21 protein-coding genes and 1 tRNA gene are annotated in these 23,138 nt (G+C 66.5%); 5 read left to right on the top strand and 17 right to left on the bottom strand.

Translation table 11 applies throughout. The annotated features are described in order from the left end of the window. The first annotated feature begins 11 nt into the window (after nt 1-11). Genes pqqB through pqqE form a run of 4 tightly spaced genes read left to right on the top strand, consistent with a single transcriptional unit; the run spans nt 12 to nt 3,023 of the window. A complete protein-coding gene (gene pqqB / locus ACGRVM_RS05750; protein ID WP_377167732.1) occupies nt 12-908 on the top strand; it encodes a pyrroloquinoline quinone biosynthesis protein PqqB in 897 nt (298 codons plus the stop codon). Next, nucleotides 905-1,651: a pyrroloquinoline-quinone synthase PqqC gene (pqqC, locus tag ACGRVM_RS05755; protein ID WP_377167729.1), complete on the top strand. Its 747-nt coding sequence runs from the start codon at nt 905-907 to the stop codon at nt 1,649-1,651. The genes pqqB and pqqC overlap by 4 nt, the downstream gene beginning before the upstream one ends. Further along, nucleotides 1,648-1,944, top strand: coding sequence for a pyrroloquinoline quinone biosynthesis peptide chaperone PqqD (gene pqqD / locus ACGRVM_RS05760; RefSeq protein WP_377167726.1), 297 nt, complete (start codon nt 1,648-1,650; stop codon nt 1,942-1,944). The genes pqqC and pqqD overlap by 4 nt, the downstream gene beginning before the upstream one ends. Next, entirely contained in the window at nt 1,941-3,023 is a 1,083-nt protein-coding gene (gene pqqE / locus ACGRVM_RS05765; RefSeq protein ID WP_377167723.1) for a pyrroloquinoline quinone biosynthesis protein PqqE, read from the top strand. The genes pqqD and pqqE overlap by 4 nt, the downstream gene beginning before the upstream one ends. A gap of 51 nt (nt 3,024-3,074) precedes the next feature. On the opposite strand, the gene ACGRVM_RS05770 is transcribed toward pqqE, so the two are convergent. Then, the gene (locus ACGRVM_RS05770; protein WP_377167720.1) at nt 3,075-3,650 is read right to left on the bottom strand and encodes a TetR/AcrR family transcriptional regulator; all 576 of its coding nucleotides are present in this window, start codon (nt 3,648-3,650) and stop codon (nt 3,075-3,077) included. A 102-nt stretch (nt 3,651-3,752) separates the two neighbouring features. Between ACGRVM_RS05770 and ACGRVM_RS05775 the strand changes: the two genes are divergently transcribed. After that, entirely contained in the window at nt 3,753-4,322 is a 570-nt protein-coding gene (locus tag ACGRVM_RS05775) for a carboxymuconolactone decarboxylase family protein (protein WP_377167717.1), read from the top strand. Between the two features lie 192 nt (nt 4,323-4,514). Here ACGRVM_RS05775 and ACGRVM_RS05780 read toward each other — a convergent pair. From ACGRVM_RS05780 to rpiA, 16 genes are all read right to left on the bottom strand, one after another. Further along, a tRNA-Ser gene (locus ACGRVM_RS05780) sits at nt 4,515-4,604 on the bottom strand. A 54-nt stretch (nt 4,605-4,658) separates the two neighbouring features. Beyond that, nucleotides 4,659-5,378, bottom strand: a complete 720-nt coding sequence (locus ACGRVM_RS05785) for an alanyl-tRNA editing protein (RefSeq protein ID WP_377167714.1) — start codon at nt 5,376-5,378, stop codon at nt 4,659-4,661. Beyond that, nucleotides 5,375-7,840, bottom strand: a complete 2,466-nt coding sequence (locus ACGRVM_RS05790; RefSeq protein WP_377167711.1) for a DUF3772 domain-containing protein — start codon at nt 7,838-7,840, stop codon at nt 5,375-5,377. The genes ACGRVM_RS05785 and ACGRVM_RS05790 overlap by 4 nt, the downstream gene beginning before the upstream one ends. Then, the gene (locus ACGRVM_RS05795) at nt 7,837-8,868 is read right to left on the bottom strand and encodes a cysteine synthase A (RefSeq protein WP_377167708.1); all 1,032 of its coding nucleotides are present in this window, start codon (nt 8,866-8,868) and stop codon (nt 7,837-7,839) included. Before ACGRVM_RS05795 ends, ACGRVM_RS05790 begins: the two co-directional genes overlap by 4 nt. 59 nt (nt 8,869-8,927) lie before the next feature. Continuing rightward, the gene (locus ACGRVM_RS05800; RefSeq protein ID WP_377167705.1) at nt 8,928-10,052 is read right to left on the bottom strand and encodes an NUDIX domain-containing protein; all 1,125 of its coding nucleotides are present in this window, start codon (nt 10,050-10,052) and stop codon (nt 8,928-8,930) included. Between the two features lies 1 nt (nt 10,053). Next, a complete protein-coding gene (locus tag ACGRVM_RS05805) occupies nt 10,054-10,494 on the bottom strand; it encodes a TrgA family protein (RefSeq protein WP_394624026.1) in 441 nt (146 codons plus the stop codon). A gap of 21 nt (nt 10,495-10,515) precedes the next feature. Next, the gene (locus ACGRVM_RS05810) at nt 10,516-11,724 is read right to left on the bottom strand and encodes a class I SAM-dependent methyltransferase (protein WP_377169980.1); all 1,209 of its coding nucleotides are present in this window, start codon (nt 11,722-11,724) and stop codon (nt 10,516-10,518) included. A gap of 71 nt (nt 11,725-11,795) precedes the next feature. Then, nucleotides 11,796-13,217, bottom strand: coding sequence for a cryptochrome/photolyase family protein (locus ACGRVM_RS05815; RefSeq protein WP_377167699.1), 1,422 nt, complete (start codon nt 13,215-13,217; stop codon nt 11,796-11,798). A gap of 54 nt (nt 13,218-13,271) precedes the next feature. Continuing rightward, on the bottom strand, nt 13,272-14,498 hold the full coding sequence (locus tag ACGRVM_RS05820; protein WP_377167696.1) for an aminotransferase class V-fold PLP-dependent enzyme: 1,227 nt from the start codon (nt 14,496-14,498) through the stop codon (nt 13,272-13,274). 95 nt (nt 14,499-14,593) lie between these two features. After that, nucleotides 14,594-16,300: a BCCT family transporter gene (locus ACGRVM_RS05825; protein ID WP_377167693.1), complete on the bottom strand. Its 1,707-nt coding sequence runs from the start codon at nt 16,298-16,300 to the stop codon at nt 14,594-14,596. Nucleotides 16,301-16,649: 349 nt separating this feature from the next. After that, nucleotides 16,650-18,080 (bottom strand): DegQ family serine endoprotease, encoded by a 1,431-nt coding sequence (locus ACGRVM_RS05830; RefSeq protein ID WP_377169978.1) that lies wholly within the window; start codon nt 18,078-18,080, stop codon nt 16,650-16,652. 176 nt (nt 18,081-18,256) lie between these two features. Continuing rightward, a complete protein-coding gene (locus ACGRVM_RS05835) occupies nt 18,257-18,454 on the bottom strand; it encodes a DUF2065 domain-containing protein (RefSeq protein ID WP_377167690.1) in 198 nt (65 codons plus the stop codon). A gap of 16 nt (nt 18,455-18,470) precedes the next feature. Continuing rightward, nucleotides 18,471-19,487, bottom strand: coding sequence for a protease modulator HflC (gene hflC / locus ACGRVM_RS05840; RefSeq protein ID WP_377167687.1), 1,017 nt, complete (start codon nt 19,485-19,487; stop codon nt 18,471-18,473). A 3-nt stretch (nt 19,488-19,490) separates the two neighbouring features. After that, nucleotides 19,491-20,651 (bottom strand): FtsH protease activity modulator HflK, encoded by a 1,161-nt coding sequence (gene hflK, locus ACGRVM_RS05845; protein ID WP_377167684.1) that lies wholly within the window; start codon nt 20,649-20,651, stop codon nt 19,491-19,493. 125 nt (nt 20,652-20,776) lie between these two features. Beyond that, entirely contained in the window at nt 20,777-22,132 is a 1,356-nt protein-coding gene (gene gor, locus ACGRVM_RS05850) for a glutathione-disulfide reductase (RefSeq protein ID WP_377167681.1), read from the bottom strand. Nucleotides 22,133-22,210: 78 nt separating this feature from the next. After that, nucleotides 22,211-22,999, bottom strand: a complete 789-nt coding sequence (rpiA, locus tag ACGRVM_RS05855) for a ribose-5-phosphate isomerase RpiA (RefSeq protein ID WP_377167678.1) — start codon at nt 22,997-22,999, stop codon at nt 22,211-22,213. Nucleotides 23,000-23,138 lie beyond the last annotated feature (139 nt).

Below are 23,138 nucleotides of genomic sequence, written 5' to 3' on the forward strand. Positions count from 1 at the left end.
GGAGACGTCTTGTGACCGCGCGCGCGCATATCCTCGGAGCCGCGGCCGGTGGCGGTCTGCCGCAATGGAATTGCGGTTGCGAGAACTGTACGCGGGCCCGCACGGGCAAGATCCCGCACCAGTCCCAATCCTCGCTCGCCGTCACCGCGAACGGCAGTGATTGGGCGATCCTCAACGCCTCGCCGGATCTGCGGGACCAGTTGCGCAGGGCAAAGGCGCTGCATCCCGCCGGCCTGCGCCATTCCCCCATCCGCTCGGTTCTGCTGACCAATGGGGATATCGATCATATCGCGGGCCTTCTGACCTTGCGTGAGCAGCAGGCGTTCACGCTCTTCGCCACGCCCGAGATACATGAGATACTGAGGCGGAACCCGGTCTTCGACGTGCTCGATGCCCGGATCGTCCCCCGCGTGGAGATCCGGCTGGACGAGGAGGTCGAGATTGCGCCGGGCCTTGTCGCGCGGCTTTTCCCGGTTCCGGGCAAGGTGCCGCTCTATCTCGAGGGGGCGGAGGTCCGAACCGACCTCGAGGGCGAGCAGACCGTGGGGGTGCATCTGCGCGCCGGGGCCAAATCCGCCTTCTACATCCCCGGCTGCGCCGCACTGCGGGGCGACCTCGCCGCGCGCATCGACGGGGCCGACACGATCTTTTTCGACGGCACGCTCTGGCGCGACGACGAGATGGTCCGCGCCGGTCTCAGCCAAAAAACTGGCGCGCGCATGGGGCATATGTCGATGTCGGGCCCGGATGGCTCGATCGCCGCCTTCGAGGGCATATCCGTCAAGCGAAAGGTCTTCGTGCATATGAACAACACGAACCCTGTGCTGCGCCCGAACTCCGCCGAGCGCGAGGAAGCCGAGGCGGCGGGCTGGATCATCGCGCGTGACGGGATGGAGATCGCGTTGTGAGCTTTCAACGCTGCGCCTTCGAAGAGCGTCTGCGCCAGATCGGCGCGGAGCGCTATCACGACAAGCATCCTTTCCACGAGCTGCTGCATTCGGGCGGCTGCACCCCCGATCAGGTGCGCGCCTGGGTCATCAACCGCTTCTATTACCAGTCGCGCATCCCGATGAAGGACGCCGCCTTCATGAGCCGCGTCGAGGATCCGGCGTTGCGCCGCGCCTGGCGCTCGCGCATCGAGGATCATGACGGCAGCGATGGAAACGAGGGCGGCATCGCGCGCTGGCTCCGCCTGGCCGATGCGGTCGGGCTGGACCGGGACTATGTGGCGAGCGCCGAGGGCGTTCTGCCCGCCACGCGGTTCGCCGTCGATGCCTATGTGCGTTTCGTGCGCGACACGTCGCTTCTCGAGGCCGTCGCCGCCTCCCTGACCGAGCTTTTCGCGCCCAAGATACATGCCAGCCGCATCGAGGGGCTTCTGGCGCATTACGCCTTCGCCGATGACAGCAGCCTCTCCTATTTCCGCAATCGTCTGAGCGAGGCCCCGAAAGACGTGGCCTTCGGGCTGGCATGGGTACTCGATCACGCCGACACCGCCGAGAAGCAGGACGCCGCCGCGGCGGCGCTCACCTTCAAGACCGATGTGCTCTGGGCGCAGCTCGACGCCCTTCACGCCGCCTACGTCGCGCCCGCGCATATCCCGCCGGGCGCGTGGCAGCCGGGCACGCATCTTTCGGGCGGTGCGGCATGACTGAGGGCGCGGCGCAGATCGCCGGCGACGCGGTGCCGTGCCTTCCGCGCGGGGTGCGCCTTCACGAGGACAGGGTGCGCGGCAAGACCGTGCTGCTGGCCCCGGAACGTGTCCTCGACCTCGATCCGGTCGGCCTCGCCATCCTCGGGCAGATCGACGGCCAGAGAAACATGCGCGCCATCATCGACAGCCTGGCAGAGCTCTATGATGCCCCCGCCGAGCGGATCGCGGGCGATGTTCAGGATTATATCGGCGGCCTTCTCGACCGCAGGATCCTCGAGATATCGCCATGAGCATCCCGCCCCCCATCGCGATGCTGGCCGAGCTTACCCATCGCTGCCCGCTCTCCTGCCCCTATTGCTCGAACCCCGTCGAGATGGCGGCGCGGGATACCGAGCTTTCGATGCGGGACTGGGCGGATGTCTTTCGGCAGGCGGCCGCGCTCGGCGTGCTGCAACTTCATCTTTCAGGGGGCGAGCCTGCGGCGCGCCGCGATCTGGTCGATCTGGTGAGCGCGGCGCGGGAGGCGGGACTCTACACCAATCTCATCACCTCCGCGATCGGCCTGACCGAGGCGCGTCTCGCGGCGCTCGATGCCGCGGGTCTCGATCATGTGCAACTCTCGCTGCAAGGAACGGATGCCGCGATGGCCGACCGCATCGGCGGATACAAGGGCGCCTTCGCGCGCAAGATGCAGGCCGCGGACTGGATCGTCGCCGCCGGATTTCCGCTCACGCTCAACGTGGTATTGCACCGGCAGAACCTGCACCAGCTGCCGGAGGCGATCGACATGGCCGTCGCGCTGAAGGCGCGCCGGGTCGAAATCGCGACCGTGCAGTTTCACGGCTGGGCGATGCTGAACCGCGCCGCGATGATGCCCACGCGCGCGCAGGCGCAGGAGGCGGGGCGCATCGTCACCGAGGCCCGAGCGAGGTTGAAAGGCCAACTGGTCATCGATTACGTCCCGGCGGATTACCATGGCGACTATCCCAAGCGCTGCATGGGCGGCTGGGGCCGGACGGGCCTCAACATCACGCCCGACGGCCTCGCGCTGCCCTGCCATGCCGCCCAGACCATTCCGTCGCTCGAGTTCGACAACGTCAAAAAGAGGCCCCTCGCGGACATCTGGTATCACGGATCCGCCTTCAACGCCTATCGCGGCGAGGCATGGATGCAGGAGCCTTGCAGGACATGTGACCGGCGCAAGCTCGATTTCGGCGGATGCAGATGCCAGGCGATGGCCCTCGCCGGAGACGCAGCGGCCACCGATCCCGCCTGCATCAAGTCACCGCTCCATGCCGAGATGCAGGAATTGGCGACGGGCTTCTCGGTTGATGACGAGGCCGAGCTGGTGTATCGGAAAAGCTCGTGACCGGGGAGGCGGTCCGGCTTCGCGCGCAATAGCTGAGCGAAGTATCGAAGATTACCCGAGCCTGTCGAGATCGCGTCCGATGTCGGCGGCGAGCGCATCGGCGTCCACATCGGGGCGCTGCGCCGTGACGCGCAGGCCCAGAAGATCGGACTGAAAGCGCCGCGCGAGCCTTTCTGGATCGTGATGCGGCGCGATCTGCCCGACCGCCTGGCCCTGTCGGAAAAGCGCGGCGAACCTTGCCTCCATCGCACCGAGGCATGTCTGCGCCTTGTCGGCGAGCGCGTGGCCCTTCGGGCCGAGCTCGAGCACCGTCTTCGCCAGCATGCAGGGCAGCGGCGCGCCGTCCTCGCGCGACACGACCTGCGCGAGATGCGCCTTCAACGTCTCGACCGGGCCGAGGCGCGTCTCGAGCGCCCCGAGGCGCGCGGCCCCATCCGCCGCATATCGCTCGAGCGCGAGCGCGAAGAGCGCGTCCTTCGATCCGAACGCCGCGTAGAAACTGCCGGGCTTCAACCCCAGCTCGGCCTCGAGATCCTTCATCGACGTGCCCGCCCAGCCCTGCCGCCAGAACAGCCGGCAGGCACGCTCGATCAGTTCGTCACGGTCGAAGGAAGGTGGGCGGGGCATGGGCGGAACATCATTATTGAACAATCACTCATTTATATACTTGAATGATCACTCAAGAAAGTGCAAATGTGAATGATCATCTCTATTTCAACGGAGCCTCCGATGACCGACTTTCCTTCCCACGATCTTGAAACCGCGCCCGACGCATCCAAACACTTGCTCGAGAACTCGCAGAAGGCCTTCGGCCGCCTGCCGGGACTTCACAAGGTCATGGCGACGAGCCCGCAGGTGCTCGAGGGCTATCAGGTCCTGCACAAGCTCTTCACCGAGACCGAGTTCGACGCGGACGAGCTGACGGTCGTCTGGCAGACGATCAACGTGGAGCACGAATGCCATTACTGCGTCCCCGCCCATACCGGCATCGCCAAGCGCATGAAGGTCTCGGACGAGATCAGCACCGCGCTCCGGGACGAAACGCCCCTGCCCTCGCCGAAGCTCGAAGCGCTGCGCACGTTCACGCTCCAGATGCTGCGCAGCCGGGGCAACGTGACGCAGGACCAGATGGACGCCTTCTTCGCCGCAGGCTACGGGCACCGCGCCGCGCTCGACGTCATTCTGGGCCTCTCGCAGAAAGTGATGTCCAACTACATCAACCACATCGCGGAAACGCCCCTCGACGAGCCAGTCAAGCCCCTGGCCTGGACCCGCAAAGGCGCCCCGCTGGAGGTGTGAGGCGGGCGCCCGATCGGACTGGCCGATGATGGATATTGGAAACCACAGAGAGAATGGCGCCGTGGATCCTGCGGTGCCATTTTTGGTGCAGAATTTTCTGCAAGTCAGAAGGCCCGGGTGCGGGGACGCTCAGCGTAAACTGGACTGCATACTAAAGATGTTGGGAGTTTCAGGGGCCACGGGTAGGCCTGATGGCGGAGCGAGAGGGATTCGAACCCTCGAGACGGTTTCCCGCCTACACACTTTCCAGGCGTGCGCCTTCGACCACTCGGCCACCGCTCCGTTGCGCCTCTTTAACGGGGGGTGGGAGGGCAGATCAAGGGCATAATCGCCCGCTCAGTCGCCCAGGTGCAGATAGATCCGGCGGTTCTGGCGCCCTTTCTTTTCGATCTTGCCGAAGCGCAGCCAGCCGATCTCGCCGGTGCGCGCCACATGGGTGCCGCCGCAGGGCTGACGGTCGGTCCACGGCGCGGCTGTGCCGATGCGCACGAGGCGGATGTCGCCGGCGCCGCGCGGCGGGGCGACCGACATCGTCTTGACGAGGCCGGGATCGGCGTCGAGTTCGGCGCCCGTGATCCATTCCTCGCTGACCGGAAGATCGGCATCGACCAGCGCGTTGAGCGCGGCCTCGAGCGCCTCGGGGTCCTCGGGCGGCTCGGCCATGTCGAAATCGAGCCGGCTGCGCGCCTCGCCGATCGCGCCGCCCGAGACGGGCATGGGAATGACGACCGACAGAAGATGGAGCGCGGTGTGCATGCGCATCAGGCGGTGGCGTCGCGGCCAGTCGAGGATCTGGCGCAGCTCGGCGCCGACGGGGGGCAGCGCCTGCGGCGCGGCGGGCACGAGGACGATGGCGCTCCCCTCGCCCTTCACTGTCGTGGCCACCTCCATCTTGCCGCCCGTCCAGTCGAGCGTGCCGCTGTCGCCGGGCTGGCCGCCGCCGGTGGGATAGAAGATCGTGCGGTCGAGCACGACGCCGCCCTCGGCGGTATGCGCCGCGACCGTGCCGGCCGTCTCGGCCAGATAGGCGTCCTCGCGGAAGAGCGGCAGGCTCATCTCCCGTCCCCGTCGGGATCGCCTGCGCCGTCGCCGTCATCCATGTGCTGCGCCTCGGGCTTCGGCTGGGGCGCGTCCGGCTCGGCGCCCTTTTTCTGTGCCGCGCCCGCGGCGGCGCCGGTCAGCATCTCGGGGTTGCGCAGCCACAGATCGCGCTGCTGATACGGGATCTCGATGCCCTCTTCGCTGAAACGCTTGGCGATGGCGTGGTTCATGTCCGAGGCGACGTTCATGATCCAGTTCACGTCCCGTAGGATGGCGCGGATCTCGAAATCGTAACTGTCCGTGCCGAAGCCGCGGAAGAGGATCGTCGGCTCGGGGTTCATCAGGACCATGGGATGATCAGTCGCGATCTCGCGCAGGATGCCCTCGACCCATTTGGTGTCGGTGCCGTAGGCGACGCCGACCTTGACGATGAGACGGCCGACGGTGCTGCCCTTGGTGTAGTTGGTCACGACCCCGCTGACGAGGTCGGAGTTCGGGATGATGAGGTCCGAGCGGTCGAAGGTCTCGATCCGGGTCGAGCGCACGGAAATCTCGCGCACGGTGCCGTGCTGGCCGTTCACCTCGATCCAGTCGCCCTGGCTGATGGGGCGCTCGATCAGCAGGATGATGCCGGACACGAAGTTCGACACGATGTTCTGAAGGCCGAAACCGATACCGACCGAGAGCGCACCGGCCACGATGGCGAGGCTGCTGAGGTCGATCCCCGCGCTCGTGATGGCGATGAGCGCGGCGAGCAGGATGCCGACATAGCCGACGCCCGAGACGATGGCGTCGCGCGCGCCCATCTCCATCTTGGTCTTGGGCAGGAGCGAATTCTTGAGCGTGCCCTGAAGCACCCGCGTCAGCACGAAGCCGAGCGTGAAGACGACGGCGAGCGTGAGAAAGATCGTGGGCGAGATCGTCAGATCCCCGAGCGTGACGCCGCGCTTGAAACGCACCCAGAGTTCGCTCAGATCGGCAACGCGCGCGCCCCAGATGAGCGCGAAAACCGGCAGCGACAGAAGGACCAGAACGAAGCCGGCGAGCATCGGAACGAGATCGTCGGACGTGCCCTCGCTCTTGCGGGTGGCGAGGACGTAGATCTCCACCACGACCCCGCGCAGAACGAGGATCGTCGCCATCAGCATCAGCGACATGAGCGACGGCAGCAGAAGGCCCATGCCGAGCTTGTAATAGCCGACGCCCGCAAGGAAGGGCGCGGCCACGGCGACGCCGGTCAGCAGGCGCGACAGAAGCCGTCCGAGGCGGCTGCGATAGGTGTTGGCGCCGCTGTCCGTGTCGTCATCGGTCTGATCGGAGGCGCGGCAATGCACGGCCAGCAGCCGGGCGAGACGGATCAGCAGCAGCCCGGCGATGACCATGATCGGGAAGACGACCACGACCCGCGCTTCGGATGTCCAGCCATTGCCGTCCGCCACGTCGCGCAGCAGGTAGAGCACGGCCACCACGATGCCGAGCAGCGCGCCGTAGAGCCGCCCCTTGCGGCGGTCATCCGCCTCGAGCCGGAGCGGAAGGCGCCCGTCATCCTCGCGTGCGAAGAGACGCCGCGACAGCCAGCGCGCGACGAGGAAGATGAAGACCGCGCCGAAGAGACTGTCGATGAGGGCCGAAGCGTGCGTGGCGACAAGCCCGCTGATCCCGGCGGCCACGGCGAGAAGGAGCATACCGAGCACGGGCATCACGATCTCGCCCAGCGACATGACGAAGCGGATCAGCCACACGCCGGAGGTGACCTTGACCGGCAGCAGCATGCGCACCAGCCATTCCGCCCAGAAGCGTCCGCGCACCAGAAGCACGAGACCGATGAGCGAGATGAGCGCGACGGCCGGCAGCGTCGAGGTGAGCGCGGCGCGCTCCGTGGGGCTTGCGAGCAGGCCCAGCACCTCGGCGCGCACGGTGGTGAAGGTCGAGAAGAACGCGCCGACCCCTTCGGACCAATGCGCCGGGTTGAGCGGCGACGGCCCGCGCTCCAGAAGTTCCTCGGTCTGCCGCTCGCGGATGATGCGATCGACGCTGCGGATCATCTCGTCGGCTTCGCTATAGGCCGCCTGCGCCTGCGTGACGGGCGCGCGCAATTCCGCCAGCCGGTCGTTCAGCGCTTCGCGCTCGCGCGCGATATCGGCGCTTTCCTCCTCGCCCTCGGCGGGCGCGGGTCCGAGCGCCTTGAGCTGCGCCTCGAGCGTGGCGATGGCGCTCGCATTGATGCTTTGCGCGTTGGCGAAGACCGTACGCCATTCGGCGATATCCTCGCGCAGCTTCTCGAAGGCGGCGAGCGACGCGCGCTGATTTGCGATGGCGTTGCTGGCCCGGTCAGCCAGCGCCTCCCAACGCTCGTAATCGGGCGCGTCCGGCGGCTGCTGGGCATGGGCGGCGTCGGGCGCGGCCAGAATGGCGGCACCCGCGGGCACCAGCGCCAGCGTCAGCGCAAGCAGGAGATTGCGCAGAAGCTGCATCATTCGGCGAAGACACCCGGGATCGAGCGGGGCGCGCCCGTCATCCAGTCCGGCACCGGCAGGCCCTTTTCGCGCAGGAATTCGGGATTGTAGAGCTTGGACTGATAGCGCGAGCCGTAGTCGCAGAGGATCGTCGCGATGGTGTGGCCCGGCCCCATTTCCTTGGCGAGCCGCATCGCGCCCGCGATGTTCACGCCCGTCGAGGCGCCCATGCAGAGCCCCTCCTCGTGCAGCAGATCGAAGACGATGGGCAGCGCCTCGTGATCGCTGATCTGGTAGGCGAAGTCGGGGGTGAAGCCTTCGAGATTGGCGGTGATGCGCGCCTGCCCAATGCCTTCGGCGATGCTCTCGCCCTCGCTCTCGAGCTCGCCGGTGGTGTAATAGCTATAGAGCTTCGCGCCCATCGGGTCGGCCAGAGCGACCTTCACGCCCTTCGGCTGAAGCGCCATCCCGACACCCGCGAGCGTGCCGCCCGACCCCACGGCGCAGCAAAAGCCGTCGAGCTTGCCGCCCGTCTGCTCCCACAGCTCGGGGCCGGTGGTCTCGATATGGGCGAGGCGGTTGGCGGTATTGTCGAACTGGTTGGCCCAGATCACGCCTTTTTCCTCGGTCTTGGCCAATTCCTTGGCCAGCCGCTCGGAATAGCGCACGAAATTGTTCGGATTGCTGTAGGGCGCGGCGGGCACCTGCACCAGCTCCGCGCCCGCGAGGCGCAGCATGTCCTTCTTTTCCTCGCTTTGCGTTTCGGGAATGACGATGACCGTCTTGAAGCCCATCGACGCGCCGACAAGCGCGAGGCCGATGCCGGTATTGCCCGCCGTGCCCTCGACGATGGTGCCGCCCGGCTTCAACTCGCCGCGCGCCACGGCGTCGCGGATGATGTAGAGCGCCGCGCGATCCTTGACCGACTGCCCCGGATTGAGGAACTCGGCCTTGCCGAGGATGGTGCACCCGGTTTCCTCGCTGGCACGGCGCAGCTTTATCAGGGGGGTGTTTCCGACCGCGTCGGCCAGATCCTCGGCAATGCGCATGGCGCGTCCTTTCCGCGTTGAAACGTTGCCCTCACATTTAGGGGCAGTGGCGAGGGGACTCAAGCGGCGCGGCGCAACCGGGCCCGTTCCCGCGCAAGCCACAGAAGCGACAGAAGAAGCGGGCCGTTATCGGCCTCGCCCGTCTCGATCAGGCGCATCCCGGCCTCGAAGTCCAGCAGGTGCAGGCGGATATCCTCCGCCTCGCTGTCGAGCCCGCCGAGCCGCGGCAGATCGTCGGGCAGATCGGCGATGCCGACGAAATTGTGAAAATACTCGGTCGAATAACCGGGCGTGCAGTAATAGCTGGCGATCGGCTCGAGCCGCGAGAGTGTCAGCCCCGCCTCCTCCTCGCATTCGCGGCGCGCCGCCTCTTCGGGGGTCTCGCCCGCATCGATGCGCCCCGCCACAGGCTCGAGCATCCACGGGCGCGGATCGCCGCGCCCGAAAGGGCCCATGCGGAACTGTTCGACCAGAAGGATGCGGTCGCGGACCGGATCGTAGGGCAGCACCATCGCAGCGTCGGTCGCGATCATCATCTCGCGGCGCACGGTCTCGCTCATCCGTCCCGAGAAGGTGGGATGGCGCAGGCAGCGCGTCTCGAAGCGGTAAAACCCGATATGGTTCACTTCGGTCTCGAGTGTCTCGATCCGCTCGGCGCCGGTATCGGTGCGCACATCGGCCGGAACGCCCTGCGCCGCCGAGAGCCGGGCCGAGGCACGGGCGCGGATCATCGGCATGCGCGCGGCGAGGGTGCTTGCGTCCATCCGCCCGAGATAGCCCATCGCCTCGCGCGCGGCGAGCCGGCTGAGCGCGCCGAAGCGGCGCTGCCACTCCTCGAGATCGAACGGCGCGCCGGGCGGCACGGCGCCGGGACGCGGAAAATAGACACGCGCGGCGCGCTCGCCCCCGCCCTCGCCCTCGCGTACCGTCACCGGCGCGAGATCATAGCCGAAGCCGCCCTCGTAGAAGTCGAGCCGCTCGAGCAGCGCCGCGCTCGGCGCGGTCAGCAAAAGGCCCGGCGCCTCGGCGCCGTCCTTTGCCGATATGGTTGGATACATCTGCCCTTCGGCCCAGGCGACGGCATGGTCCGGCAGCACCGCCATGCGCGTCTCGGCCCCCTCGCCCAGCACGATGTCCCGCAATTCCGCATCGCGGAGCGTGCCGTAGAGAAAGACATCCTGCATGTCAGGTCCAGCGCCGCGCGGCGAACTCGGCCAGAAGTCCGGTCAGCATGCCACCCACCAGAAGCACGGTGATGAGCGGCGGATCGATCAGGTATTGCGCGTAATCGACGGCATTGCGGAAGATACCGATGATCGCCTCGAACGGGCCGTCGTAGCGGTTTTCCATGCTCTGCTTGAGCATCAGATTGAGGCTCTGCACGAAGAAGCCCCAGATGACGAGCGCAAGAACACCGGTCAGCCCGTTGGCCAGCGCATCGGCAAAGCCGCGCCCCGCACGGCTGCCGATGACGATCCATCCGCAGAGGATCCCGAGGCCCAGATTGACGAAGTTGAACCAGCCGAACGCCGTGCCCTCGGGCATGAGCGGGCGGATGAGGTCCGAGGCGAGCCAGCCCAACGCCCCCAGCGACAGAGCCGCGACGAGACGGGCGGCGGTGGGCATCGAGCTCATTGCGGGCATGGCTTATCCGGGTTTTGCGATCGTGATCTGCGTCACGTCGCAGTTTCCCGCGTGAAACGATCCGGCGCAAGAGGTCAGGTAGAAATTCCACATCCGGCGGAAGCGCTCGTCGAACCCGAGGGCGGCCACACTGTCCCAGGACGCGTTGAAGCGGTCATGCCAGCGGCGCAGCGTCTGGCTGTAGCTTTCGCCGAACTCGACCGAGCCCGAGACGATGAGGCCCGCCCGCTCCACCTCGGCCCGCAGGGCGCTGGGGCTGGGCAGCATGCCGCCCGGGAAGATGTATTTCTGAATGAAGTCAACGCCCTTGCGGTAGACATCCCAGCGTGCATCGCTGATCGTGATGATCTGGAGCGTCGCGCTGCGACCGGGGCGCAGGCGGTCATGCACGGTCTGGAAATAGACCGGCCAGTATTGCTGGCCCACGGCCTCGAACATCTCGATGCTGGCGATGCCGTCATAGACGCCGCGCTCATCGCGGTAATCCTGCATCTTGAAATCGACCATATGCGACAGGCCCGCCTTCTCGATCCGCTCGCGCGCATAGACGAGTTGCTCGCGGCTGATGGTGAGGCCCGTGACCTTGAGCCCGCGCTCGGCGGCGGCGTATTCGGCGAACCCGCCCCAGCCGCAGCCGATTTCCAGAACGTGATCTCCCGGCGCGACGCCCATCCGGTCCACCATCGAGGCGTATTTGGCGATCTGCGCCTTCTCCATGCTTTCCTGTCCGGTCTCGAAGATGGCGCTGGAATAGGTCATCGTATCGTCGAGCCAGAGCTTGTAGAAATCATTGCCGAGATCGTAATGATGGCTGATGTTCTTGCGCGCCTGGCCCTTGGAATTGCCGCGCAGCCAGTGCCGCGCCCGCTCGAAGGCCCGCACGAGGCCCATGCCGGGAAAGCCGTCATAGACATCCTCGTTGTCGGTGCAGATGAAATCCATCAGCGCCTGAAGATCGGGCGTGGACCACCAGCCATCGAGATAGGCATCGCAAAAGCCCAGATCGCCCTCGCGGATGAGCCGCGCGAAGACGTCCGTGTTGTGCAGATGCACTTCGCCGACCGGTCCGGGGTTCGGCCCGTCCGCGCGAAAGACGCGCCCGTCGGGCAGCACGAAATCGAGCCGGCCGCGATTGATGTTCTTCGTCTTCTCGAAGACACGGGCGAAATAGCGCGGCAGGTCTTTCTGCCCGTCGGTCGAAGTCAGGATCATGTCGGCGGTCTTTCCGTTCTCATTGGCCGCCATGCGCATCGGCATGGGGCGGTTCATCTCGGCGGAGCCGCTCAAAACGAGCGATCCTGATAGGCGTTCAAGGCCCGCTCGCGCCCTTCGCTCAGGCCCACGACAGGCTCGGGATAGGGATCGTCTGGGCCGATGTTCCAGCTGCGCGGGATCGCGTCGAAATAGCTGAGCGCGCTTTCGGTCGGCTCTTTCATGCCTTCCACGATCCACGCGCGCACATAGTTTCCCTGCTTGTCGAATTTCTCGAGCTGGGTTTCGGGGTTGAAGATGCGGAAATAGGGCGTCGCGTCCGGCCCGCAGCCCGCCGCCCATTGCCAGCCCAGCGCATTCGAGGCGATGTCCCAGTCGGTCAGATGCGCGTCGAACCACGCCTGCCCGACGCGCCAATGCGTCATCAGGTGCTTGGTCAGGTAGCTCGCCACGATCATGCGCGCCCGGTTGTGCATGCGGCCCGTCACATACATCTCGCGCATGGCCGCATCAACGAACTTGATCCCCGTCCGGCCCTGTTTCCACGCCATGACCTCGTCCGTGTCGCCATTCTCGTTCCACGGGAACTCGTCCCATTTCTCGCGCCAATTGCGCGTGGCGATCTGCGGCGTGTGATAAAGAAGGTGATAGGCGAATTCGCGCCAGACCAGCTCCTTGATCCATTGCTCGGCCCCTTTCGAGCCTTCGTGCAGCTTGCGCAGGCCTGCATGCCAGCATTGCGCGGGGCTGATTTCGCCCAGCGCGAGGTTCTCCGAAAGGCACGACGTGCCGTCGACCGCGGGCTTGTCGCGCGCGTCGCCGTAATCGTTGATCGGCCCATCGACGAACCATGCCAGCCGGTCCTGCGCCGCGGCCTCGCCGACCTGTTGGTACGGCAGGCAGATTTGCGCGCCGCGATCCATCGCGGCGCCCATCTTCCAGTCATCGAGCGCATCCGAGGCGGGCCAATCCTTAGGCGGGTTCAGCTTGGCCGGAGCCTTCAGCGGCTCGGCCACGTCGCGGTCCTTCACCGCGCGCCACATGGGTGTGTAGACTTTGTAATAGCCGCCATCCTTGGTCTCGACGGTCCAGGGCTCGAACATCAGGTGTCCGGCATGGCTCTGCGCGTCGATCCCGTCCTCCTTGAGCGCGGATTTCACCGCCTTGTCACGCTCGATCGCGTCCGGATCATAGAGCCGCGACCAATGCACGGCCCCTGCCCCGGTCTCGTCCACCAGAGCGCGCAGCTGCTCGAGCGCGTCGCCCTTGCGCAGGATAAGGCGGCTGCCCTTTTCCTCGAGCGCCTTGGCGAACGCCTCGAGGCCGAGGCCGAGGCGCCATTTCGGCGCGGCGCCGAGCGCGGCGACGGTCTCGTCATGGATGAAGACGGGGATGACCGGCCCGCCCGCCTTCAGGCCGGCGGTCAGGGCGGGATGATCGCTCAGCCGCAGATCGCGGCGGAGCCAGAGGAGTACGGGTTTGCTATCGCTCATCTTGGGTCCGGGGTCGTGTCATCTTGGCGAGGACATAGCGCGCCGCGCGCCGGGTCAAAGGACTTCGTCCAGCGCCGTCATGAGCTTAACGACCTCGGCCTCGGTCGTGTAATGCACGAAGCTGAGCCGCAGCACGCCATGCGCGGGATCGACGCCCATCGCCCGTAGCGCGCGCACCGCGTAGAAATCGCCGCCGCCCGCCATGATGCCATGCGGCGCCAGATCGCGCGCCACCTCCTCGCCGGGACGCTCGCAGCGCAGCGCAACCGTGGGCGCGCGGCCCGCGGCGCTGGCCGGCCCGATGAGGCGCACCGAATTGCGCGCGGCCACGTAATCGAGCAGCGGTTGCAGGAGCGCCTCCTCATGCGCGCGCATCAGGTCATGCACACCCTGCCCCCGCGCCGCCGCATCGCCTCCAATCCCGTGATGCGCGGCCAGCGCGTCGATGTAATCGGCCATGCCCGCGCAGGCCGCGACCTGCGCATGGTCGGGCCCCGCCGGGGTGAAGCGCTTGTAGAGGCTCGCCTCGTTGAAATAGTGCCCCTGATTGGGCAGCATCATCCCGAGGTTGCGGCGTATCGCCATGATCCCCTGATGCGGTCCATAGGTCTTGTAGGCCGAGAAAAGATAGATATCCGCCCCGAGTGCGCCCACATCCGGAATGCCGTGGGGCGCGTAGCTTACGCCATCGACGCAGGCGAAGGCGCCCGCCGCGTGGGCGAGCGCAGTGATCTCGGCCACGGGATTGACCTCGCCCACCACGTTCGAGCAATGCGGGAAGCACACGAGGCGCACGCGCTCGTCCAGAAGCTCCTCGAGATCGGCGGTGTCGAGATGGCCAGTATCGGGATCGATGCACCACTCCCGCAGCTCGAAGCCCTCATCCGCGAGGCGGCGCCACGGGCCGGTATTGGCCTCGTGATCCTGATTGGTGACGATGATCGCGTCGCCGGGGCGCATCCACTGGGCGAAGGCGCGCGCGAGCACATAGGTGTTCTGCGTCGTCGAGGGGCCGAAGCTCAGCTCGTCGGTCTCGATTCCCATGATGGCGGCAAGGCGCACGCGCGCCTCGTCCATCTCGGCGCCGCCGAGCGTGCTGGCCTCGTAGGGCGCGTAGGGCTGTACCTTGCGCTGGTGATAGAAGCGCGTCAGCCGATCGATCACCGGCGCGCAGGCATAGGAGCCGCCCGCATTCTCGAAGAAGGCCTGCCCGGCCAGCGACGGCTCCGCGAAGGCCGGAAACTGGCCGCGCACGAAATCCATGTCCAAACCGCTGCTCATCCCGGCGCCTCCGATTGTTCCCGAGGCAGAAAACAGCAAAGCCCCCCGACGCGCAAGCGCCGGGGGGCCATGTCCGCCCGCGAAGGGCCTGTGCGTCAGGCGCGTTTCTCGGATTGCAGGCCCTTGAAGATGGCCCAGCACATCACGAGCAGCACGAGGGTGAAGGGAAGGCCCGTCGAAATCACCGCCGATTGCAGCGCCGCAAGGCCGCCGCCGATCAGAAGGACGATCGCGACCGCACCCTCGAAGATGCACCAGAACACCCGCTGCGTGACCGGCGCGTCCACCTTGCCGCCCGCCGTGATCGTGTCGATCACGAGGCTGCCTGAATCCGAGGATGTCACGAAGAACACCACGACGAGGATGATACCGATGGTCGACGTGATCGTCGCCAGCGGCAACTGGTCGAGCATGTAGAATAGCTTGAGCTCGAGCGCCGCATCCTTGGCCGCCGTGTAGCCGTCGTTCACGACTTGGCTGATGGCCGTGCCGCCGAAGACGCTCATCCAGAGCACGCAGACGAGGCTGGGGATCAGAAGAACGCAGATCAGGAATTCGCGCACGCTGCGGCCCCGGCTCACGCGGGCGATGAACATGCCCACGAAGGGCGACCAGCTGATCCACCACGCCCAATAGAAGGACGTCCAGCCCTGCATGAAGTTGGTGTCGTCGCGGCCGAACGGATTGCTGAGCGCGAAGATGTTCTGAAGATACGCCCAGAGGCTGTCGGCGAAGAAGGTCAGCAGAAAGATCGGCCCGCCCACGATCAGCGTGAAGAGAAGCAATAGTCCCGCGAGGCCCATGTTGATCTCCGACAGGACCTTGACCCCGCCATCGAGGCCACGCGCGACCGAGATGAGCGCGATCGCGGTGATGCCCGAAATCAGCAGGACCAGAAGCGCGCTGTTGTCCGCGACGCCGCTTTCCTCGCTGTTGCCGTAGGTGATCCCGAGGAAGCTACGCGTGCCTTCCGCCGCATCGCCCGAGCCGTAGAGGAAGGTCAGGCCGGATGCCGCCTGCTCGGCGCCGAAGCCCAGCGAGGTGGCAAGGCCGAAGAGCGTCGCGAAGACGGCCAGCGTGTCGATGATATGGCCGGTCCAGCCCCAGACGCGCTCGCCGAAGATCGGGTAGAAGGCGCTGCGCAGTGTCAGCGGCAGGCCCTTGTTATAGCTAAAAAGCGCCAGCGCCAGCGCAACGACCGCGTAGATCGCCCAAGGGTGCAGACCCCAGTGAAAGATCGTCGCCGCCATGCCGAGCCGCGTCGCCGCCGCCTCGTCGCCCGCCGCCGCGCCCAGGGGCGCCCAGTCGGTGCGCATGCCGTCCTCGGCGGTCGTGCCGCCGAGCGCGCTGCCGAAATGGCTCATCGGCTCGGAGACACCAAAGAACATTAGGCCGATCCCCATGCCCGCCGCGAAGAGCATCGCGAACCAGCCCAGATAGCTGTAGTCGGGCGTCGCTTCTGAGCCGCCGAGCCGGATCGAGCCGAAGGGGCTGACGATCAGCGCAAGGCAGAAGATCACGAAGATGTTCGCCGCGCTCAGGAAGAACCAGTCGAAGCTTTTCGTAACGAATTCGAAGAGCCACGAGAAGACGGCGCTGGCTTGATCGGGCAGCGCCAGCGCGAAGAATGTGAAGGCGATGACGGCGATGCCGGCCATCGCGAAGACGGGGTTGTGAAAATCGAGGCCGAAGGGCCCGATCTTCGTTGTGACGTTGTCCTGTCCGATTTCGTAATCGGTCTCGATGATATCCGACGTGCCCTCCGGCGCCGGTATCCCCTGGTCCGCTGTCTGATCGACCATCTATCGTCCCTTTCCGCTATGTCGGCTTAAAAATACACCACGTAAAAACAGTTAACGCGCGAGGCCGACATTCGTTTCATTGCCGCGCGGCTTGTGGCGCCGCGCCGGCCCGCACCGGGAGTGCGGGAGCTGCATCCAACGGAGGATGCACATGCGGCGCGGAGAGGCTCCGCACCACCGAGAGGGCACGCTTAGCGAACTTGTCTCGCGCATGCAACCAAAGCGACATTTTCATAGACCAAAAGCGACATTCACCACGAAGCGCGCGCCGGAATGCAAAGGCCCCGCCCGGGATTGTTCCGGGCGGGGCCTCGAATTGCCTGGGTCGTGGCGCCTTCGCGCCCCCGGATCACTCGTCCGAAAGCGAGAGCGCGACGAAGCGCGGCTGTCCGTTCGAGCGCACCAGAAGCAGGATGGACTTGCGCCCGGCCTCGCGCGCCTCGTCGATGCGCGCCTCGAGATCCTCGATCCCGGCCACGGCCTGCTGGCCCGCCTCGGTGATGACATCGCCCGCGCGAAGGCCCTTCTCATAGGCTTCGGACACCTGATCGATATCCTGCACGACAAGGCCCTCGGCATCGGGCGCAAGCTCGAGCTGCGCGCGCAGCTCGTCGTCGAGCGGCGCGAGGGTGAGGCCCATCATCGTCTGCGGCTCGGGCGCGGCATCGGGCGTGTCGTCGCCGTCCATGTCCGCGGCGCCCTCGGCCTCCTCGCGGCGGCCCAGCGTCACCTTCAGCGTCTGTGTGCCGCCGTCGCGGAAGACGACGACGCGCACCGTCTTGCCGACTTCGGTCTCACCCACCTGCCGGACAAGCTCGCGCGTGTCGGGCACCTTGACCCCGTCGAAGGAGGTGATGACGTCGCCAGCCTTCATGCCCGCATCGGCCGCCGGGCCTTCGGGCACATCCGTCACCAGCGCGCCCGCCGCGATGTCGAGGCCCATCGCCTCGGCCACGTCCTCGGTCACGTCCTGAATGCGCACACCCAGCCACCCACGGCGCGTCTCGCCGAATTCCTGAAGCTGGTCGACGACCCGCGTGACCACGTTGGACGCCATCGAGAAACCGATGCCGATGGAGCCGCCATTGGGGCTGAGGATCGCGGTGTTCACTCCCACGACCTTGCCGTCCATGTCGAAGAGCGGGCCGCCGGAATTGCCTTGGTTGATGGCCGCGTCGGTCTGGATGTAGTCGTCATAGGTACCCGAAAGCGCGCGATTGCGGGCCGAGACGATCCCGGCGCTGACCGAAAAGCCCTGCCCGAGCGGATTGCCCATCGCCATGACCCAGTCGCCCACACGGGCCGTATCGCTGTCACCGAAGGCCACGAAGGGCAGCGGATTGTCCGCCTCGACCTTCAAAAGCGCGATGTCGGTCTTCGGGTCCGTTCCGATCACCGTCGCCTCGAGCTCGCCGCCCTCGTAGAATTCGATGATGATCTCGTCCGCGCTCTCGATCACGTGGTTGTTCGTGACGATATAGCCGTCCTCGGAAATCACGAAGCCGGAGCCGAGCGCCGAGCTGCGGCGCTGGCGCGGTGCGGGGCTGTCGCCGCCGCGATCCTGAAACTGCCGGAAGAACTCCTCGAAGGGCGAGCCGTCGGGCACGATGGGCCCGGCGCCGCGACCGTCGGCGACGGTCGTCGAGGTTGTGATGTTGACGACCGCCGGGCTGATCTTCTGCGCGAGATCCGCAAAGCTTTCGGGGCGAGCCTGCGCGGCGATCGCCTGCGCCAGAAGCAGCATCGCGGCCAGAATGGACAGCGCCATCGCCTTGACCATCGCGGTATTCGGGTGCGCCAAAGCCTTGCTTGCGTGTCTCAAGATCATCTCTCCTCGGGTGCTGCGTTCCGTTTGGACAAGAGTGTAGTGGTGGCCGCGCTGCATGCAAACGATGATTTCTCGGCTCACGCCAGTGTGACGCGCGGGCTCGTCCCGAGGGCGATGCCGCGAGCGCGTCAGGCGCCGAGGCTCTTGCCCAGCCAGACGAGCGCCAGCCCCAGGGCCATCGCCCCGAAACCGAGCGCGCGCCGCGTCTCGACGGGCAGCCCGCGCAGGGCTTCGAGCATCCGTTCGACAAGGTCGGGGGCCAGTGCGTAGACCAGCCCCTCGACGATCAGCACGAGGCCCAGAGCGAGCGCCGCGACGCCCAGCATCACCGGCCCCGGCGGCTCACTCGGCCGCCGCCTGGCTGCCGGCCGAGCCGAGCACCCCGCTGGCCGAGGCGCCCGAGGCATCGGACGCGCCGGTTTGGGACGTGCCTGCGCCGGTGGCCTCCGCATCCGCACCCGTCTCCGCGCCGGAGCCGCCCGCGCCTCCCAGACGGCCGCTATCGGCGTTGAAATAGGTGAAGAAGTCGCTGTCGGGCGACATCACGATGGACGAGTTGCTGCCCCGCAGCGCGCCGCGATAGGCGTCGAGCGAGCGGTAGAACTCGAAGAACTCCGCGTCCGCGCCGAAGGCTTCGTTGAAGATCGCGTTCGAGAGCGCGTCAGCCTCGCCTCGGGTGATCTCGGCCTGCCGGTTCGCATCCGAGACAAGCTCGACCTGCGTCCGGTCGGCCTGAGCGCGGATGCGCTGCGCCGCCTCGTTGCCGCGCGCGATCTCGTCCGCGGCCTCGCGTTCCCGCTCGGCCCGCATACGGGCGAAGGTCGCATCGAGGTTCTGCGTCGGCAGATCGGTGCGCTTGAGCCGCACGTCCACGATCTCGATGCCCAGCTCCTTGGCCTCGGCGATGGCCGCGTTGCGGATGCGTAGCATCAGCGCCGCGCGGTCCGTGCTCAGGATGTCATTTGACGAGACCGAACCCAGCACTTCGCGGGTCCGCGAGCGCAGGATCGAGTCGAGCCGGCTTTCGGCGAAGGGAATGCCGCCGTCGCCAACCGCCTCGCGGAAGCGGCGCACATCGGTGATCCGGTAGCGCGCGAAGGCGTCCACAACAAGGCGCCGGTCATCGAGCGGCGTCACCTCGAGCGGGTCGATATCCCGGCTGAGGATACGGTCGTCATAGCGCACGACCTGCTGGATGAAGGGGATCTTGAAGCCCAGCCCCGGCTCTTCCTTCACGTCGATGATCTTCGAGAATTGCAGAACGAGGGCGCTCTCACGCTCGTCCACGATGAAGATCGAGAGCATGGCCGTGACGGCGGCCACGCCGACGGCGGGGATTATGAATGCGGATTTACCCATGGTTTATTGACCTTCCGAATTCTTGCGCAGCTCGTTGAGCGGCAGGTAGGGCACGACACCAGACGATGCGCCCGCGCCGTTCTGATCGAGGATAATTTTGTCCATATCGCCCAGCACTTCCTCCATCGCCTCGAGGTAGAGACGCTTGCGCGTCACCTCGGGGGCCTTGGAATATTCGCTCAGGACCGCGGTGAAGCGGCTGGCCTGACCCTCGGCCTCGTTGACGACGCGGGCGCGGTAGCCCTCGGCCTCTTCGAGCGTCTGCGCCGCCTGACCGCGCGCCTCGGCGAGGATGCGGGCGGCATAGGCGTCCGCCTCCTTCTCGAGCCGGTCGCGCTGCTGCTCGGCGGCCTGGACTTCGCGGAAGGCGTCGATCACCTGTTGCGGCGGATCGGCCTTGTCGAAGTTGACGCGGATCACGTTGACGCCGCTGTCGTAGCTTTCGAGCGTCTGCTGGATCAGATCCTCGAGACGCGCGGCGATGACGCCGCGGTCACGGTTGAGGATCGGCGCGAGCTGCGACTGCGCGATGATCTCGCGCATGGCCGACTCGGACACGGCGCGGATCGTGGCGCGCGGATCGCGCAGGTTGAACAGAAGCTTGGCCGGATCCGAAATGTTCCAGACCACCTGGAAGTCGATGTCGACGATATTCTCGTCCCCGGTGAGCATAAGGCCCGCCTCGCCGCCTTGCGCGCCGACGCCGATGTCTTCGCTGCGCTCGGAGGTCACGACGACCTTCTCGTAGGTGACGAAGGGCCAGGGCGCGAGATGGGGGCCCGAGCCGGTGGTGCGGTAATACTCACCAAGGAACAGCTCGACCGCGCGCTCTTCGGGCTTGACGGTGTAGAAGCTGGCGAAGAGCCAGAGCGCCGCGGCGCCCAGAAGGCCGAGAACGACCATGCCGCGCGTCACGCGCGGGCCCTCGCCGCCGCCGCTGCCATTCGCGCCGCCGCCGCCACCGCGGCCGCCCATCAGAACGCGCAGCTGGTCCTGACCCTTGCGAACCAGCTCGTCGATCTCGGGCATCTGGCCGCTTCCAGGACGCCGGCCGCCCCGATCGCCGCCCTGCTGCCCGCCGTTCTGGCCGCTGCCATTGTTCCCGCCCGAGCCTGAGCCCGAGTTACCGCCGCCGCCCCACGGGCCGCCCGACTGTCCTGCCATGAATTCCCATCCCTTTGAAACTTGCCGATGGCGCGCCATGGACGCACCTTCGCTGTGTAAACTGTATAGCCCGGAGCGATTTTCAACCCAAGACCCGCCCGGAAACGCCCCTCCGGCGCCGGATGCTACGATTTGCGCATCGGCGCCTTCATCGTGACCAGCTCCTCCGACATGGTCGGATGCACCGCGCAGACGCGATCGAAATCTTCCTTCGTGGCGCCCATCTTGACCGCGATCCCGGCCATCTGGATCATTTCGCCCGCGCCGGGCGCGACGATGTGACACCCCAGAACGCGGCGCGTGGCCTGGCTCACGACGAGCTTCATCAGCACCCGGCCCGTGCCGCCTATGAAAGCGGTCTTCATCGGGCGGAAGGAGGTGCAATAGACCTCGATAGGCTCGATGTCGCGCGCCGCCTCCTCGCTGAGGCCAACGGTGCCGATCTCGGGCTGGGTGAAGATCGCGGTCGGGATCAGGTCGTGATCCACGGGCGTCGGGTTCCCATTGAACACCGTCTCGACGAAAGCCATCCCCTCGCGGATCGCGACGGGCGTGAGGTTGACCCGGTCGGTCACGTCGCCGATGGCGTAGATTGAGGGCACGGCGGTCTGGCTGTACTCGTCCACCTCGATCTGCCCGTTCCGCCCGAGGCGCACGCCCAGTTCCTCGAGCCCGAGATCGCCGCTGTTGGGACGCCGCCCGGTGGCGAAGAAGATCTTGTCGAAACGCTTTTCGGCGCCGCTGGTGGGTTTGACCACATAGCCGCCCTCCTCGGCCCGGATGTCGAGGATATTGGTGCCCAGCCTCACGTCGATGCCGTTCTCGATCATGTCCTCCGAGACCAGCCCGCGCGCCTCTTCGTCGAAGCCGCGCAGGATCTGCGCGCCGCGGTAATACTGCGTGACCTCGACGCCGAGACCGTTGAGAATGCAAGCGAATTCGCAAGCGATATAGCCGCCACCGACCACCAGAATGCTCTTCGGCAGCTCTTCGAGATGGAAGATGTCGTCGCTGACGATGCCATGCTCGGCGCCCGGAAGCTCGGGGCGGATGGGCCGGCCGCCGGTGGCGATCAGGATATGCTTGGCCGTGACGCTTTCGCCGGTCGAGAGCGCGACGGTATGCGCGTCGCTCAGCCGCGCGCGGGCGTCAAAGGTGGTCACGCCGCTGTTTTTCAGAAGGTTGCGGTAGATCCCTTCGAGCCGATCCAGCTCGGAATGCAGATGCGTGCGGAACCCGGTCCAGTCGAAGCCGCCCGCATGAACGGTCCAGCCATAGGATTGCGCGGCCTCCATCTCGGCCGGGAATTCGCTCGCGAAGACCATGAGCTTTTTCGGCACGCAGCCGCGAATGACGCAGGTGCCGCCATAGCGGCTTTCCTCGGCCAGCGCGACGCGCGCGCCGGTCGCGGCGGCGACGCGCGCCGCGCGCACCCCGCCCGAGCCGCCGCCGATCACGAAAAGATCGTAGTCGAATGCCATGTCTGCCTCACCTCTCTGGCTTGTCGCGTCGGTCCCGTTCGGACGACGGCGGCGCCGCATCCGAGGCGGCGCGTCCGGTCACTCCATCATGTCGCGGAAAAGATTGTCGGATTCCACGAAGTCCAGCCGATCCTCCTCGACCGTGCCCTCGTTGATGTCGCGCAGCACAACGCGCCCGTCGCCATGGCCGATGACCACCACGTCGCAGATATCGACGAAGAGCCCGTTCTCGACCACGCCGGGGATCTGGTTCAGCACCATCGCCAACTGGCGCGCATTGCCGATGCGCCCCAGATGCAGATCGAGAATGTGATTGCCCTCGTCGGTCACATAGGGATGATCGCCGTTCATGCGCAGCGTCACGTCCCGGCCCAGAACATCGACCGAAATCAGCATCTCCTCGATCAGCGCGCGGCTGGTCTGCCAGCCGAACGGGATCACCTCGACCGGCAGGGGAAAGGCGCCGAGATGCCCTACTTCCTTGGCCGCGTCCGCGATCACGATCATCTGGTCGCTCGCCGTCGCCACGATCTTTTCCTGAAGGAGCGCGCCGCCGCCGCCCTTGATGAGGTTCAGCTCGCCGTCGAACTCGTCCGCGCCGTCGATGGTCAGATCGAGCCATTTCGCCTCATCGAGGCTCACGACCTCGATGCCGACCTCGCGCGCCAGCTCGGCGGTGCGGGTGGAGGTGGGCACGCCCCGGATCTTGAGACCGTCCTCGCGCACCAGCTCGCCGAGGCAGCGCACCATCCACGCGGCGGTCGAGCCGGTTCCGAGACCGACGCGCATGCCGTCCTCGACGTAATCCACCGCCCGTTTCGCGGCGACGAATTTCGCCTTGTCGATAGGTGACAATTGTCCGGTCATGGCAGCGACTCCCCCGCAGTTTCAAGCGCGTCCAGCTATAGGCTCTACGCCGGCGAGGCGCGAGAGGCAATCGCGCGCCGCTCTGCGGCTCGGCCCATGCTCCCTGATTTCAGTTGCGGCGCCCCTCCTCGCGGATAGG

It is taken from the genome of Roseovarius aquimarinus (genome assembly GCF_043661195.1).
Taxonomy (GTDB): domain Bacteria; phylum Pseudomonadota; class Alphaproteobacteria; order Rhodobacterales; family Rhodobacteraceae; genus Roseovarius; species Roseovarius aquimarinus.